Origin of the sequence: Streptomyces sp. NPDC102462 (assembly GCF_044765425.1) — a bacterium.
In the GTDB taxonomy this organism is placed as follows: Bacteria; Actinomycetota; Actinomycetes; order Streptomycetales; family Streptomycetaceae; genus Streptomyces.
The window spans coordinates 109,588-125,332 of the sequence record NZ_JBIWKB010000012.1; the positions used below are offsets into that span (position 1 = coordinate 109,588).

The 15,745-nt window shown below is 72.0% G+C and carries 14 protein-coding genes and 1 riboswitch; of the genes, 13 read left to right on the forward strand and 1 reads right to left on the reverse strand.

Going from position 1 to position 15,745, the window contains the following annotated elements:
• Position 1 precedes the first annotated feature (1 nt).
• The 4 genes from ACIRFL_RS13600 to ACIRFL_RS13615 all read left to right on the forward strand — a co-directional run bounded on the left by ACIRFL_RS13600 (position 2) and on the right by ACIRFL_RS13615 (position 4,597).
• Positions 2–1,627: a YifB family Mg chelatase-like AAA ATPase gene (locus tag ACIRFL_RS13600; RefSeq protein ID WP_404027527.1), complete on the forward strand. Its 1,626-nt coding sequence runs from the start codon at positions 2–4 to the stop codon at positions 1,625–1,627.
• Positions 1,624–2,784 carry a DNA-processing protein DprA gene (gene dprA, locus ACIRFL_RS13605; protein WP_404027529.1) on the forward strand — a complete coding sequence of 387 codons (1,161 nt, stop codon included), beginning with the start codon at positions 1,624–1,626 and terminating at the stop codon, positions 2,782–2,784. The genes ACIRFL_RS13600 and dprA overlap by 4 nt, the downstream gene beginning before the upstream one ends.
• Before the next feature lie 293 nt (positions 2,785–3,077).
• Positions 3,078–3,920, forward strand: a complete 843-nt coding sequence (gene whiG / locus ACIRFL_RS13610; RefSeq protein ID WP_388712397.1) for an RNA polymerase sigma factor WhiG — start codon at positions 3,078–3,080, stop codon at positions 3,918–3,920.
• 119 nt (positions 3,921–4,039) lie between these two features.
• A complete protein-coding gene (locus ACIRFL_RS13615; protein ID WP_404027639.1) occupies positions 4,040–4,597 on the forward strand; it encodes a TetR/AcrR family transcriptional regulator in 558 nt (185 codons plus the stop codon).
• Positions 4,598–4,677: 80 nt separating this feature from the next.
• Here the strand turns inward: ACIRFL_RS13615 and ACIRFL_RS13620 are convergent, their stop codons facing one another.
• Positions 4,678–5,376, reverse strand: a complete 699-nt coding sequence (locus ACIRFL_RS13620) for a murein hydrolase activator EnvC family protein (protein ID WP_404027642.1) — start codon at positions 5,374–5,376, stop codon at positions 4,678–4,680.
• 289 nt (positions 5,377–5,665) lie between these two features.
• Between ACIRFL_RS13620 and rpsB the strand changes: the two genes are divergently transcribed.
• From rpsB to ACIRFL_RS13665, 9 genes are all read left to right on the forward strand, one after another.
• Positions 5,666–6,589, forward strand: a complete 924-nt coding sequence (rpsB, locus tag ACIRFL_RS13625) for a 30S ribosomal protein S2 (protein WP_404027532.1) — start codon at positions 5,666–5,668, stop codon at positions 6,587–6,589.
• A 159-nt stretch (positions 6,590–6,748) separates the two neighbouring features.
• Complete coding sequence (tsf, locus tag ACIRFL_RS13630) at positions 6,749–7,585, forward strand: translation elongation factor Ts (protein ID WP_404027534.1); 837 nt, start codon at positions 6,749–6,751, stop codon at positions 7,583–7,585.
• Between the two features lie 189 nt (positions 7,586–7,774).
• On the forward strand, positions 7,775–8,533 hold the full coding sequence (pyrH, locus tag ACIRFL_RS13635) for a UMP kinase (RefSeq protein WP_351735680.1): 759 nt from the start codon (positions 7,775–7,777) through the stop codon (positions 8,531–8,533).
• Positions 8,534–8,678: 145 nt separating this feature from the next.
• Positions 8,679–9,236, forward strand: coding sequence for a ribosome recycling factor (frr, locus tag ACIRFL_RS13640; RefSeq protein WP_351735682.1), 558 nt, complete (start codon positions 8,679–8,681; stop codon positions 9,234–9,236).
• A complete protein-coding gene (locus tag ACIRFL_RS13645; RefSeq protein ID WP_404027537.1) occupies positions 9,236–10,420 on the forward strand; it encodes a phosphatidate cytidylyltransferase in 1,185 nt (394 codons plus the stop codon). The genes frr and ACIRFL_RS13645 overlap by 1 nt, the downstream gene beginning before the upstream one ends.
• A 135-nt stretch (positions 10,421–10,555) precedes the next feature.
• Positions 10,556–11,662 carry a 23S rRNA (adenine(2503)-C(2))-methyltransferase RlmN gene (gene rlmN / locus ACIRFL_RS13650; protein ID WP_404027539.1) on the forward strand — a complete coding sequence of 369 codons (1,107 nt, stop codon included), beginning with the start codon at positions 10,556–10,558 and terminating at the stop codon, positions 11,660–11,662.
• Positions 11,663–11,704: 42 nt separating this feature from the next.
• Positions 11,705–11,812, forward strand: a riboswitch (TPP riboswitch).
• A gap of 81 nt (positions 11,813–11,893) precedes the next feature.
• A complete protein-coding gene (locus ACIRFL_RS13655) occupies positions 11,894–12,967 on the forward strand; it encodes a thiamine ABC transporter substrate binding subunit (RefSeq protein ID WP_404027542.1) in 1,074 nt (357 codons plus the stop codon).
• A 107-nt stretch (positions 12,968–13,074) separates the two neighbouring features.
• Positions 13,075–14,712, forward strand: coding sequence for an ABC transporter permease (locus tag ACIRFL_RS13660; protein ID WP_404027644.1), 1,638 nt, complete (start codon positions 13,075–13,077; stop codon positions 14,710–14,712).
• Positions 14,712–15,731: an ABC transporter ATP-binding protein gene (locus ACIRFL_RS13665; protein ID WP_404027544.1), complete on the forward strand. Its 1,020-nt coding sequence runs from the start codon at positions 14,712–14,714 to the stop codon at positions 15,729–15,731. The genes ACIRFL_RS13660 and ACIRFL_RS13665 overlap by 1 nt, the downstream gene beginning before the upstream one ends.
• Positions 15,732–15,745 lie beyond the last annotated feature (14 nt).

Genomic DNA, 15,745 nt, shown 5'->3' on the forward strand with positions numbered 1-15,745 from the left:
GATGGGATTCGCCCGTACGTGCTCCGTGGCCCTGGTGGGCGTCGAGGGCGTGGTGGTCGAGGTCCAGGCCGACCTGGAGCCGGGAGTGGCGGCGTTCACGCTGGTGGGGCTGCCGGACAAGAGCCTGACGGAAAGCCGCGACCGGGTCCGGGCGGCCGTCGTCAACTCGGGCGCCGACTGGCCGCAGAAGAAGCTCACGGTGGGCCTCAGTCCGGCCTCCGTACCGAAGGCCGGCAGCGGCTTCGACCTCGCCGTGGCCTGCGCGGTGCTCGGCGCCGCCGAACGGATCGATCCCAGGGTGCTCGCCGACATCGTGATGATCGGCGAACTCGGGCTCGACGGCAGGGTGCGTCCGGTCCGGGGCATCCTGCCGGCGGTGCTGGCCGCGGCCGACGCCGGATACGAGCAGGTGGTGGTGCCCGAGTGCGCCGCGGCCGAGGCATCGCTGGTGCCCGGCGTTTCGGTGCTCGGCATCCGCAGCCTGCGCCAGCTGATCGCCCTGCTGACGGACGAACCCGTGTCCGACGAGGAACCCGACGACCTGGGCCGTCCGGATCCGCTCCTCGCCGGTCTGCGGGTGCCCGGCACCGGCGCGGCCACCGGCATGCACAGCATCGGCGCCGCCCAGCACGACCACGACCACGATCTCGCCGACGTGGTGGGGCAGCACTCGGCGCGCACGGCGGTGGAGGTGGCCGCCGCCGGAGGGCACCACCTGTTCCTCGAAGGACCGCCCGGCGCGGGCAAGACGATGCTGGCGGAGCGGCTGCCCGCCGTGCTGCCCCGGCTCGGCCGGGAGGAATCACTGGAGGTCACGGCCGTCCACTCGGTGGCCGGGCTGCTGCCGCCGGGCAAACCGCTGATCGATGTCGCGCCCTACTGCGCCCCGCACCACTCGGCGACCATGCAGTCCCTCGTCGGCGGCGGCCCCGGCATCGCGCGCCCCGGGGCGGTGTCCCTGGCCCACCGGGGCGTGCTCTTCCTCGATGAGGCGCCGGAGTTCCACAGCCAGACCCTGGACGCCCTGCGGCAGCCCCTGGAGGCGGGGCACGTGGTGATCGCGCGCAGCGCCGGAGTGGTCCGGTTCCCGGCCCGGTTCCTGATGGTGCTGGCCGCCAACCCGTGCCCGTGCGGGCGCTTCTCGCAGCGGGACACGCTGTGCGAGTGCCCGCCGTCGGCGATCCGCCGCTACCAGATGCGGCTGTCCGGCCCGCTGCTCGACCGGGTCGACCTCCGCGTCGAGGTGGACCCCGTCACACGCGCCGAACTCACCCAGCCCGGTGCGCGAGGGGAGGCCACCACGACGGTCGCCGACCGGGTCCGGGAGGCGCGGGAGCGTGCCGCCGCGCGGTTCACGGGAAGTCCGTGGCGTACCAACAGCGAAGTGCCCGGACGGGAGCTGCGCAGCCGCTGGCACGCCGCGAGCGGTGCCATGGACGAGGCGGAGCGGAACCTGGAGCGGGGCGTGCTGACCGCCCGCGGGCTCGACCGGGTCCTGCGGGTCGCCTGGACGGTGGCCGACCTCGCCGGCCATGACCGGCCCGACGCCACCGACGTCGCGCTCGCCCTGCAACTGCGCACCGGCGTCCCACGGGGCGTGCCCATGGCCATCGGGGCACCGGCGTGACCACGGACCCCGATCCGGACGACGGCCTGCTCTCGCGTGTGCTGCTCACCCGGGTCATCGAGCCCGGTGACGAGGTCGCGGGGCGCTGGGCGCGGGAGTACGGGGTGCGGGAGGTCGCCCGGCGGCTCGGGGACGGCGGGGAGCCGCTGCCGGGGGTCAGCGGAACGCGCTGGGCCGGGCTGCGGGCACGCGCCGCACGGGCCGAGCCGCGCCGGGACCTGGAGGTCGCGCGCGCCGCAGGGGTGCGGTTCGTCGCCCCCGGGGACGCCGAGTGGCCGGCCCAGCTCGACGACCTCGGGGACGCCCGGCCCCTGGGGCTGTGGCTGCGCGGCCGGCCCAGCCTGCGGATGTGGGCGCTCAGATCGGTCGCGGTCGTCGGCGCCCGGGCCTGCACCGAGTACGGCGCCCACATGGCGGCCACCCTCGCCGCGGGGCTCGCCGAGCGCGGCTGGGTCGTGGTGTCCGGCGGCGCCTACGGCATCGACGGCGCCGCCCACCGGGGCGCCCTCGGCGCGGGCGGCGCCACCGTCGCCGTCCTGGCCTGCGGTGTCGACCGGCCCTACCCCCGCGGACACGCCGAGCTGATCGGCAGGATCGCACAACAGGGGCTGGTGGTGGGGGAGTTGCCGCCAGGCGACCACCCGACGCCGAGCCGGTTCATCCTGCGCAACCGGGTGATCGCGGCGCTCACCCGGGGCACGGTCGTCGTGGAGGCCGCCCACCGCAGCGGCTCCCTGGTCACCGCGCGGGCGGCACTGCGCCTCGGCCGGTTCACGATGGGCGTGCCCGGGCCCGCCACCAGCGCGCTCTCCGCGGGGGTGCACGAGCTGCTGCGCGGGGAGGGCGTGCTGGTCACCGACGCGGCGGATGTCGTGGAGCTGGTGGGGGACATGGGCGAGCTGGCACCGGCCCGGCGTGGCCCGGTGCTCCCGCGCGACCTGCTGGAGCCCGGCGCCCGGAGGGTCCTGGCCGCCCTGCCGGCGCGTCGGGCGGCAGGGCCGCGGGAGATCGCGTCGGGCGCACAGACCACACCGGACGAGGCGATCGCGAGGCTGTACGAACTCAGAGCACTTGGATACGTCGAACGACACGGCGATGGCTGGAAGTTGACACGCCAGGCGGTGATATCGGTCCGGGTCGGTCGGGCCGGCTGCTGACCGAGCGTGTTCGGCCGTCCGGGGGAATCCCGACGTCCTTGGGATTTCTGGGAGTTGACCCGCCGCACCGGTCACGCACCGCGATGTGCCGGGGCCGCCGGGGCGCGTCCTGAAGCGGGTCCGTCCACGGGTGGAGCCCCGAGGTTCGCACACCGCGACTCCTCAGTCACGCTACGCTCACGAGGACCTCCGGCGCAGACCGGCCCAACTCGATACCAGACCGACAGCCCACCCAGGCACCCCTCTCCACAGCACTTCACGGCACTTCACGGCAGAACGGCACAAGGCGACGAATGCCCCAGCACACCTCCGGGTCCGACCGGGCGGCCATCCCCCCAGCCGCCCGCGACGGTGGCAGCGCGCGGCCGCCCGCTCCCTCGACGCTCGACGAGCTGTGGCGGTCGTACAAGGCGACGGGGGACGAGCGGCTGCGGGAGCAGCTGATCCTGCACTACTCACCGCTGGTGAAGTACGTGGCGGGCCGGGTGAGCGTGGGGCTCCCGCCGAACGTGGAGCAGGCGGACTTCGTGTCCTCCGGTGTGTTCGGACTGATCGACGCGATCGAGAAGTTCGACATCGGCCGGGAGATCAAGTTCGAGACGTACGCGATCACGCGGATCCGGGGCGCGATGATCGACGAGCTGCGGGCGCTGGACTGGATTCCGCGCTCGGTGCGGCAGAAGGCGCGCAACGTGGAGCGGGCGTACGCGACGCTTGAGGCGCGGTTGCGGCGTACGCCGTCGGAGGGCGAGGTGGCGGCGGAGCTGGGCATCGGGATCGACGAGTTGCACGCGGTCTTCGGTCAGCTGTCCCTGGCGAACGTGGTGGCGCTGGAGGAGCTGCTGCATGTGGGGGGCGAGGGCGGGGACCGGCTGAGCCTGATGGACACGCTGGAGGACACCGCGGCGGACAACCCGGTGGAGGTCGCGGAGGACCGGGAGCTGCGGCGGTTTCTGGCGCGGGCGATCAACACGCTGCCCGACCGGGAGAAGACCGTGGTGACGTTGTACTACTACGAGGGACTGACGCTGGCCGAGATCGGCAACGTGCTGGGGGTGACCGAGAGCCGGGTCAGTCAGATCCACACCAAGTCCGTGCTCCAGCTGCGGGCGAAGCTGGCCAGTTTCGGCCGCTGAGCCGCCCGGGCCGGCGTGCGGGCGGAGCGGCGCGGACGCTCCGCGTGGCACCGTGCGACTCCCGCCGGGGCGGGCGCGTCCGTACAGTGGTGGGCGTGCCTAGGATTCGAGCGGCCTCCGTGGCCGAGCACCGGTCGATGCAGCGAGCCGCCCTGCTGGACGCGGCTCGGAGCCTGCTGTCCGAGGGCGGTACGGAGGCGCTGAGCTTCCCGGCCCTCGCCGAACGCACGGGTCTCGCCCGGTCGTCCGTGTACGAGTACTTCCGTTCGCGGGCCGCTGTCGTCGAGGAGCTGTGCGAGGTCGACTTCCCCGTGTGGGCCGCCGAGGTGTCGGCGGCGATGGAGCGGGCGGACTCGGCCGAGGGCAAGATCGAGGCGTATGTGCGCACGCAGCTGGCGCTGGTCGGGGACCGGCGGCACCGGGCCGTCGTGGCGATCTCGGCGAGCGAGCTGGACGCCGGGGCCCGGGAGAAGATCCGGGCCGCGCACGGCGGGCTCGTCGCGATGATCGTCGAGGCGCTGGAGGAGCTGGGCCACGCCCAGCCGCGACTGGCGGCGATGCTGGTCCAGGGCGTGGTCGACGCGGCGGTCCGACGCATCGAACTGGGCGCGGCCGAGACCCCCGAGAACATCACCGACGCGGCCGTGACGATGGCCCTGCGGGGTGTGCGGGGCTGAGCCGGCCGGGGTGCGAGGGGGCCCGGGCGGGGGCGGGTCGCGGTGGGTCACGTCGGGTGCGGCCGAGGGTCGTGCGGAGATCAGCGAGGCGGCAGTGGCGATGCCGTTGGGGGGTGTGCGGGGCTGAGTCCCGTCGGGGCTCTGTGCCCTGGCGGGGGTGTGGTCGGGATCGGCAGGAGTCTTGACGGGCCCCGGTGCAGCAGCCACGGGGGGAGCAGCAGGAGCGGGTTCAGATAGGTGTCGCCGCTGAGCAGGCCCCAGTGGACACAGGTGCCGGCGGTGCAGTGCGATCCGGCCGGTTCCACCCGCCCCACCATCTCGCCCGCCGCCACCTCGTCGCCCGTACGCACCGACGGGTCCACCGGCTCGTAGGTCGTCCGCAGTTCCGTGCCCGCCAGCTCGATCGCGACCACGCCCCGCCCCGCCACCCGGCCGGCGAAGGACACCCGGCCCGCCGCCACCGCCCGTACCGGAGCGCCGGGCGGCGCGCCCAGGTCGACGCCCCGGTGCCCGGGTCCGTATGCCGTGGCCGGGGGCTCCCAGCCCCGTACCACGACGGGTCGCGTCCCCACCGGCCAGAACCGGGCGAGCGCCGGAACCGAGGCCGGCGGGGGCGCGGCAGGAGGCGGAGCGGGAGGCGGGGAAGCGGCAGGTGGGGAAGCGGCGGGTAGGGGCGCCGGGGCCGCAGGCCGTGGCGGCTGCGCCCGGGCCGGCAGGGCCGAACCGCCCAGGGCCGCCGTCACCACCGCCGCCATGACCACCGCACGCATCGCTGACATCGCATTCATGCGAGAACCGTCCCGCAGCCGCGCCGATCATGGCCGGGACCCGTGGACTACTCACCGGTTGTGGACAGCGGCGTCACCCGGTGCCCCGCCGGTCCCGTACACTTCTGGTGGCGACCCGGGTCACCGGGTCGACTTCGCACGCCCCGACACCCACCGGCCGGCAACGGTCCGACGGTGTCAGCGCCCCTCGGTCCTCCTGTGGCAACGGCGCATGTGGGCGTCAGGCGCGGAAGCCGTCCGGCATCCGCGGCACAACCGAGAAACTCAAGGAGATACGGCCATGGCCGTCGTCACGATGCGGGAGCTGCTGGAGAGCGGCGTCCACTTCGGTCACCAGACCCGTCGCTGGAACCCGAAGATGAAGCGCTTCATCTTCACTGAGCGCAACGGCATCTACATCATCGACCTGCTCCAGTCGCTGTCGTACATCGACCGCGCCTACGAGTTCGTCAAGGAGACCGTCGCCCACGGCGGCACGGTCATGTTCGTCGGTACCAAGAAGCAGGCGCAGGAGGCCATCGCCGAGCAGGCCACCCGCGTCGGCATGCCGTACGTCAACCAGCGCTGGCTGGGCGGCATGCTCACCAACTTCTCGACCGTCTACAAGCGTCTGCAGCGCCTGAAGGAGCTTGAGCAGATCGACTTCGAGGACGTCGCCGCCTCCGGTCTGACCAAGAAGGAGCTTCTCGTGCTCTCGCGCGAGAAGGCCAAGCTGGAGAAGACCCTCGGTGGTATCCGCGAGATGCAGAAGGTGCCCAGCGCCGTCTGGATCGTGGACACCAAGAAGGAGCACATCGCGGTCGGCGAGGCCCGGAAGCTCAACATCCCGGTCGTCGCCATCCTCGACACCAACTGCGACCCCGACGAGGTCGACTACAAGATCCCGGGCAACGACGACGCGATCCGCTCCGTCACGCTGCTCACCCGCGTGATCGCCGACGCCGTCGCCGAGGGCCTGATCGCCCGCTCCGGTGTCGCCACCGAGGGCAAGGGCGAGAAGGCCGCGGGCGAGCCGCTGGCCGAGTGGGAGCGCGACCTGCTTGAGGGCGAGAAGAAGGCCGAGGAGGCTCCCGCCGCGGACGCTCCCGCCGCGGAGGCTCCTGCCGCGGAGGCCCCGGCTGCGGAGGCTCCCGCCGCGGAGGCCCCGGCTGCGGAGGCTCCCGCCGCCGCTGAGGCGCCGGCCGCCGAGGGCGAGCAGGCCTGACCCCGTCAGCGCCAGCGTTGACGGCGGGAGCGGCGACATGAAGTCCGCTCCCGCCGTTCACCCGTAGGTCAGCACCGAGTCGGGGATCTGCCCCTACATGTAGATCGCAGACCGTGCAGATCTTCGATTCTCCAGACTTCGAGAAAGATTCACAGACTCATGGCGAACTACACCGCCGCCGACGTCAAGAAGCTCCGCGAGCTCACGGGCGCCGGCATGATGGACTGCAAGAAGGCGCTGGACGAGGCCGAGGGCAACGTCGAGAAGGCCGTCGAGGCGCTCCGCATCAAGGGCCAGAAGGGCGTCGCCAAGCGCGAGGGCCGCTCCGCCGAGAACGGCGCCGTGGTCTCGGTCATCGCCGACGACAACTCCTCCGGCGTCCTCGTCGAGCTGAAGTGCGAGACGGACTTCGTCGCCAAGGGCGAGAAGTTCCAGTCCGTGGCCGGCGCGATCGCCGAGCATGTCGCGAAGACCTCCCCGGCCGACATCGAGGCGCTGCTCGCCTCCGAGATCGAGGCCGGCAAGACCGTCCAGGCGTTCGTGGACGAGGCCAACGCCAACCTCGGCGAGAAGATCGTCCTGGACCGCTTCGCGCAGTTCGCCGACGGCTTCGTGACCGCGTACATGCACCGCACCATGCCCGACCTGCCCCCGCAGATCGGTGTCCTGGTCGAGCTGGACAAGCCGAACGCCGAGATCGCCAAGGGCGTCGCCCAGCACATCGCCGCCTTCGCGCCCAAGTACCTCTCCAAGGAGGACGTCCCGGCCGAGGTCGTCGAGTCCGAGCGCCGCATCGCCGAGGAGACCACCCGCGCCGAGGGCAAGCCCGAGGCCGCGATCGCCAAGATCGTCGAGGGCCGTCTGAACGGCTTCTTCAAGGACGCGACGCTGCTCGGCCAGCCGTACGCCCTCGACAACAAGAAGTCGGTCCAGAAGGTTCTGGAGGAGGCCGGTGTCACCCTGAAGCGCTTCACGCGCATCAAGGTCGGCATCTGAGTCCGTACCGCGATCGACACGCGACCCCGATAGGGTCGACAGCAGTCGTCCGCGCACACCGCCGCACCCGGGCACGCGGCGGACGGCAGCAGATCTGACGAGGAGGCCATTGCCGCGCATGGGAGCGAAGAGCGACCCCATCGGCAATGGCCTTCTTCGCATGCGCACCACGTGAAAGAGGCGGATCCCATGACCACCAAGCCCCAAAAGAGCGACGACGGCAAAGTTCGCGGCCGGTTTCTGCTGAAGCTGTCCGGAGAGGCATTCTCCGGTGGCGGGGGCCTGGGCGTGGATCCCGATGTGGTGCACAAGATCGCCCGTGAGATCGCCGCCGTCGTCCGGGACGGCGCGCAGATCGCGGTCGTCATCGGCGGCGGCAACTTCTTCCGCGGCGCCGAGCTCCAGCAGCGCGGCATGGACCGGGCCCGCTCCGACTACATGGGCATGCTCGGCACGGTGATGAACTGCCTCGCCCTCCAGGACTTCCTGGAGAAGGAGGGCATCCAGTCCCGGGTGCAGACCGCCATCACCATGGGGCAGGTCGCCGAGCCGTACATCCCGCTGCGTGCGGTGCGGCACCTGGAGAAGGGCCGCGTGGTGATCTTCGGCGCCGGTATGGGCATGCCGTACTTCTCCACCGACACCACCGCGGCCCAGCGCGCCCTGGAGATCGACGCTGAGGCGCTGCTGATGGGCAAGAACGGGGTGGACGGGGTTTACGACTCGGACCCGAAGGCCAACCCGGACGCCGTCAAGTTCGACTCCCTCGGCTACGGCGAGGTCATCACCCGCGACCTCAAGGTCGCCGACGCCACCGCCATCACGCTGTGCCGCGACAACAAGCTCCCCATCCTTGTCTTCGAGCTTCTCGCGGAGGGCAATATCGCCCGTGCCGTCAAGGGTGAGAAGATCGGCACACTCGTGGGTGACCAGGACGGTCGGCACTGACCGGAGAATCACCCGGACCCTGACCGGGGGATGGACAATCACCTGCCCGGTCGGGAACCGTGCAGGAAGAAGACGCGACGCAGCCGGCCGTGGGCCCCGACCAGGAACCGCAGCCGGGCCTACTCAAGACACGCAGGAGCAAGTGGTGATCGAAGAGACCCTCCTCGAAGCCGAGGAGAAGATGGAGAAGGCCGTCGTGGTCGCCAAGGAGGACTTCGCCGCGATCCGCACCGGCCGTGCACACCCGGCCATGTTCAACAAGATCGTGGCCGACTACTACGGCGCGCCGACGCCGATCAACCAACTGGCCTCGTTCTCCGTGCCGGAGCCGCGCATGGCGGTCGTCACCCCGTTCGACAAGAGCGCGCTGCGCAACATCGAGCAGGCGATCCGCGACTCCGACCTGGGGGTCAACCCCAGCAACGACGGCAACATCATCCGTGTGGTGTTCCCCGAGCTCACCGAGGAACGCCGGCGCGAGTACATCAAGGTCGCCAAGGGCAAGGCCGAGGACGCCAAGATCTCCATCCGCTCCGTGCGGCGCAAGGCCAAGGAAGCCATCGACAAGCTGATCAAGGACGGCGAGGTCGGCGAGGACGAGGGCCGCCGTGCGGAGAAGGAGCTGGACGACACCACGGCGAAGTACGTCGCCCAGGTGGACGAGCTCCTCAAGCACAAGGAAGCGGAGCTGCTTGAGGTCTGATGAACGACTCTTCCTGGGGGGCGCCGCCACAAGCCGGGTACTGGGGGCCCGCCGAGCACGGCCCCGGGCAGGGGTACGGCCGGGGGGCCGCCCCGGCGGGTCCCGCGTACGATGCGCATGACGCGCAGCAGACTCGCCCCATGCCCATCGTCCCCGACGACGTACCCGCGCAGGGCGGAGACCAGGACCGGGACCGGGGGGCCGCTCGGCTGAGCGGCCCCCCGGCCCGCGACGAGACGTTCCGCAGCGGTGCGTACCACGACGGTGCGTACTACACCGAGACCCCGTCGGCGCAGCCCCACGGGGCGGCGCCGCAGAATCCGGAGCCCATGCCCGACGCACGACAGCCCGCTCCCGCACCGCAGAAGAAGAGTGCGGGCCGGGACCTGGGTGCCGCCATAGGCGTCGGCGTCGGGCTCGGTGTGGTCATCCTCGCGTCCCTGTTCATCGTCAAGGCCGTCTTCGTCGGCGTCATAGCGGTCGCCGTGGTGGTCGGGCTGTGGGAGCTGACCAACCGGCTACAGGAGCGCAAGGGCATCAGGGCACCCCTGGTCCCGCTGGCGCTCGGCGGCGCCGCGATGGTCGTCGCCGGTTATGTCCGGGGCGCCCAGGGCGCCTGGGTGGCCATGGCGCTGACCGCGCTCGCGGTCCTCGTGTGGCGCATGACGCAGCCGCCTGAGGGCTATCTCAGAGACGTCACGGCGGGCGTCTTCGCGGCCTTCTACGTGCCGTTCCTCGCCACGTTCGTGGCAATGATGCTGGACGCCGACGACGGTCCGCGCCGCGTCCTGACCTTCCTGATCCTCACCGTCGTCAGCGACACCGGCGCGTACGCGGTCGGCTGGCGCTTCGGCAGTCACAAGCTCGCCCCGCGGATCAGCCCCGGCAAGACCCGCGAAGGGCTGCTCGGCGCGGTGCTGTTCGCGATGGTCGCCGGCGCCCTGTGCATGCAGTTGCTGATCGACGGCGGCGCCTGGTGGCAGGGACTGCTCCTCGGCCTCGCGGTCGCGGCCAGCGCCACCCTCGGCGACCTCGGCGAGTCCATGATCAAGCGGGACCTGGGCATCAAGGACATGGGGACGCTGCTTCCCGGTCACGGCGGCATCATGGACCGCCTCGACTCGCTGCTGCCGACGGCGCCCGTGGTGTGGCTGCTGATGGTCCTGTTCGTCGGCTCCACGTGAACCTCCGCTGCCGGGGCGGTGACGGGTCGTCGTCCGTCCGCGCAGTCCCCTGCCCCCCTTCCGGGGCCGGGCACTGCGCGTCCCCCGGCACCACCGAAGTGGTCACCGGCCCACTCGTGCGACACTGGTCGAGCCATGCCTAAGCCCGGAGAACTCACCTTTGTCGCCCCGCGCGGTGCTCAGCGGCCGCCGCGGCATCTTGCCGATCTGTCGCCCGCCGAACGCAAGGAGGCGGTCGCCGCGATCGGTGAGAAGCCGTTCCGGGCGAAGCAGCTCGCGCAGCACTACTTCGCGCGGTACACGCACGACCCGGAGCAGTGGACCGACATCCCGGCCGCCTCGCGGGCCCGGCTGCGCGAGGCGCTGTTCCCCGAGCTGATGACGGTCGTACGGCATCTGTCGACCGACCAGGGCACCACCCGCAAGACCCTGTGGCGGCTGTTCGACGGGACGCTCGTCGAGTCGGTGCTCATGCGCTACCCGGACCGGGTGACCATGTGCATCAGCTCGCAGGCGGGCTGCGGGATGAACTGCCCGTTCTGCGCCACCGGGCAGGCCGGGCTGGACCGGAACCTGTCGACCGCCGAGATCGTGCACCAGATCGTGGACGGCATGCGTTCGCTCAGGGACGGCGAGGTGCCGGGCGGCCCCGCCCGGCTGTCCAACATCGTCTTCATGGGCATGGGCGAGCCGCTCGCCAACTACAAGCGGGTCGTGGGCGCCATCCGGGCCCTCACCGATCCCGAGCCGGACGGGCTCGGGCTGTCCCAGCGCGGCATCACCGTCTCCACCGTCGGACTCGTCCCGGCCATCCACCGGTTCGCCGACGAGGGCTTCAAGTGCCGCCTCGCCATCTCCCTGCACGCGCCCGACGACGAGCTGCGCGACACCCTCGTGCCCGTCAACACGCGGTGGAAGGTGCGCGAGGTGCTGGACGCCGGCTTCGAGTACGCCGCGCGGTCCGGGCGCCGGCTGTCCATCGAGTACGCGCTGATCCGGGACATCAACGACCAGGCGTGGCGCGGCGACCGGCTCGGCCGGCTGCTCAAGGGCAGGCCCGTGCACGTCAATCTGATCCCGCTCAATCCGACGCCGGGCTCCAAGTGGACCGCGTCCAGGCCCGAGGACGAGAAGGCCTTCGTGGCGGCCATCGAGGCGCACGGGGTGCCGGTGACCGTCCGGGACACCCGCGGTCAGGAGATCGACGGCGCCTGCGGTCAGCTGGCTGCCACCGAGCGGTAGCCGGACGGTAGTCTGAGGGCGTCCATTACGTCATACCTTCATAATTTCCGACAGGGGAGCGCCACAGCGCTGAGAGTGCGGCACACGGGCCGCAGACCCTCCGAACCTCGCCCAGGTCATTCTGGGTAGGGAGATCGGTCCTCACTCAAGCTGTTGCGCCCTGCCCGGACATCCCTCGCGAAGTCCGGGCAGGGCCGCGTCTCTTCCTGGTCAACCCCAGGAGGAATCCAGTTGCACACCAAGACCCTGGTGGCCGCCGCGGCCGGGCTCGCACTGGTCACACTGTCCGCGTGCGGGTCCAGCGACGACGGGGCCGCCGCGGACTCCAAGACCGTCACCCTTGTCAGCCACGACTCATGGGCCGTCTCGAAGAACGTCCTCAAGGATTTCGAGCAGCGGTCGGGCTACACCGTCAAGGTCCTCAAGGACGGCGACGCCGGACAGGCCGTCAACAAGGCGATCCTGACCAAGGACAACCCGCAGGGCGACGTCTTCTTCGGCGTCGACAACACCCTGCTGTCGCGGGCCCTGGACAACGGGCTGTTCCAGCCGTACGAGGCCCGGGGCTTGGACGGGCTGCGGCCCGAGTTCCGGTCCGGCACGTCCGGGCACCGGGTGACCCCCATCGACACCGGCGACATCTGCGTCAACTACGACAAGGCCTACTTCGACCGGCACGGGCTGACCCCGCCGCAGACCTTCGACGACCTGGTCGAACCCGCGTACAAGAACCTCCTCGTCACCGAGAACGCCGCCACCTCCTCGCCCGGCCTCGGCTTTCTGCTGGGCACCGCCGCCCGGTACGGCGACGGGGGCTGGCCGGAGTACTGGAAGAAGCTCAAGGCCAACGGCGTCAAGGTGGTGGACGGCTGGGAGCAGGCCTACGACGAGGAGTTCTCCGGTTCGGCCGGCGGCCGTAAGGCGGGCGGCGACCGGCCGCTCGTCGTGTCCTACGCCTCCTCGCCGCCCGCCGAGGTCGTCTACGCCGACCCGAAGCCGGCCACCGCGCCCACCGGAGTGGCCGCCGGCACCTGCTTCCGGCAGACCGAGTACGCCGGACTGCTCACCGGCGCCCGCAACAGCGCGGGCGGCAAGGCCCTCCTCGACTTCCTGATCAGCAAGGAGTTCCAGGAGGACATGCCGCTCAACATGTACGTCTATCCGGTCCGCGCGGACGCGAAGGTGCCGCAGGAGTTCGTGAAGTACGGCCCGCAGGCCAAGGATCCCCAGACTCTGGCGCCCGACCGGATCGCCGCCAACCGTGACCAGTGGGTCAAGTCGTGGACCTCGCTCGTACTGAAGTAGCCGAAGCCACGGAGGCGGCCGAGACGGACCGGGAGACCGGGACCGCGGGAGCGGCCGGTGCGGGCATGGACGGGCGGCGTGCGGGGAGCGTGGCGCGGCTCGCGCTGATGGCCGGGCCGGTCGCGTTCTTCGCCGTCTTCTTCGCCTGGCCGGTGGCCGCCATCGTCGCCCGCGGGCTGAAGCCGGACGGTGCCTGGCAGTTGGGGCGGATCACGGACGTCGTGACCCGCTCCGACATCCGGCACGTGCTGTGGTTCACCACCTGGCAGGCGCTTGCCTCCACGGCGCTCACCCTGCTGGTGGCGCTGCCCGGCGCGTATGTCTTCGCGCGCCTCGACTTCCCCGGCAAGCGGCTGCTGCGGGCCGTGGTCACCGTGCCGTTCGTGCTGCCGACCGTCGTGGTCGGCACGGCCTTCCTCGCCCTCGTCGGGCGCGGCGGGCTCCTCGACGACCTGTGGGGCGTACGGCTGGACACCACGGTGTGGGCGATCCTGCTCGCGCATGTCTTCTTCAACTACGCCGTCGTCGTCCGCACCGTCGGCGGCCTGTGGTCCGGGCTGGACCCGCGCCAGGAGGAGGCCGCGCGGATGCTGGGTGCCGGGCCGCTGACCGCCTGGCGCAAGGTGACCCTGCCGGCGCTTGCCCCGGCGGTGGCCGCCGCCGCGCTGATGGTGTTCCTGTTCACCTTCACCTCCTTCGGCGTGGTGCAGATCCTCGGCGGCCCCACCTTCGCCACGCTCGAAGTGGAGATCTACCGGCAGACGTCCCAGATCTTCGACCTGTCAACGGCCGCGGTCCTCACCCTCGTCCAGTTCGCGGCGGTGGGCGCGGTCCTCGCCGTGCACGCCTGGACGGTACGGCGGCGGGAGACCGCGCTGCGCCTGGTCGACGCCTCGCTGACGGCGCGCCGGCCGCGCGGGGCGGGGCAGTGGGCGCTGCTCGCCGGGGTCCTCGTCACCGTCACGGCGCTCGTCCTGCTGCCGCTCGCGGTGCTGGTGCAGCGCTCCCTCGACGCCCCCGGGCTGCGCTACTACCGGGCCCTGACCCACGAGGACGGCGGCACGTTCCTGGTGGCGCCGATCGCGGCGGTCGGCAACTCCCTGCGGTACGCGGTCGTCGCCACCGCCATCGCGGTGCTGATCGGCGCCCTGGCCGCCGCCGCGCTGTCCCGGCTCCCCCCTTCCCGGCGTCGCCAGACCGGGGGCGTCCCCGTCGCGGACCGGATCGTCCGGGGCTTCGACGCGCTGCTGATGCTGCCGCTCGGCGTCTCGGCCGTGACCGTCGGCTTCGGATTCCTGATCGCCCTCGACGAACCGCCGCTGGATCTGCGGCAGTCCTGGATCCTCGTCCCGCTCGCGCAGGCACTGGTCGGCGTGCCCTTCGTGGTGCGCACGATGCTGCCGGTGCTGCGGGCCGTCGACGGGCGGCTGCGGGAGGCGGCGGCCGTGCTCGGGGCGTCGCCCTGGCGGGTGTGGCGGGAGGTCGATCTGCCGCTGGTGCGGCGGGCGCTGCTGGTCGCGGCCGGGTTCGCGTTCGCCGTGTCGCTCGGGGAGTTCGGCGCGACCGTGTTCATCGCCCGGCCCGACAGCCCCACGCTGCCGGTCGCCGTGGCCCGGCTGCTCGGCCGGCCCGGAGACCTCAACTACGGTCAGGCGATGGCCCTTTCCACGATTCTGATGGTGGTGTGCGCGGCGGCGCTGCTGGGGCTCGAACGGCTCCGCCCGCACCGGAGCGGGGAGTTCTGATGCTGCTGAGCCTCATGTCCGCGACCGTCCGCCTCGGCGGGCGGACCGTGCTCGACGCCGTGGACCTGGAGGTGGCGGAGCACGAGATCGTGTGTGTGCTCGGGCCCAGCGGCAGCGGCAAGTCGACGCTGCTCCGGGCGGTGGCCGGGCTGCAACCCCTGGACTCCGGGCGGGTGGTGCTCGACGGGCGGGACCAGACGGGCGTGCCCGCGCACCGGCGCGAGGTCGGCCTGATGTTCCAGGACCACCAGCTGTTCCCGCAGCGGGACGTGGGCGGCAATGTGGCGTTCGGGCTGCGGATGCGCGGCGCGTCGAAGGAGCGGCAGCACTCCGGCGTACGGGAGTTGCTGGAACTGGTCGGGCTGCCGGGTGCCGCCCGGCGGGCCGTGGACCGGCTCTCCGGGGGCGAGCAGCAGCGGGTGGCGCTGGCCCGGGCCCTGGCGCCGGGGCCGCGGCTGCTGATGCTGGACGAGCCGCTCGGCCAGCTGGACCGCTCGCTGCGGGAGCGGCTGGTGGTGGAACTGCGGGAGCTTTTCGGCCGGTTGGGCACCACCGTGCTCGCCGTCACACACGACCAGGGGGAGGCATTCGCGCTCGCCGACCGGGTGGTGGTGATGCGCGACGGCCGGATCGCCCAGTCCGGTACGCCCCTTGAGGTGTGGCAGCGGCCCGCGGACGAGTTCGTGGCCCGCTTCCTCGGCTTCGAGAACATCGTCGGCGCACAGGTCACCGGCGCCGTGGCGGTCACCCCGTGGGGGAAGCTGCCGGTGCCCGAGCCCGCTCCGCAGGGCCGGCGCACCCTGCTGGTGCGGCCCGCCGGTGTGCGGCTCGGACCGGCGGACGAGGGGCTGCGCTGCACGGTGACCGCCCGCACCTTCAGGGGCACCCATGTCGCCGTCCACCTCAAGCCGGCGGACGGGCCACGCCTGGAGGCGGCGTGCGCGCTGCGGTCGGCCCCGGAGACCGGGACCGAGGTCGGGGTGGTCTTCGATGTGGCGGAAACAGTCGTGCTGGACTGAGGGCCGTGCGCCTA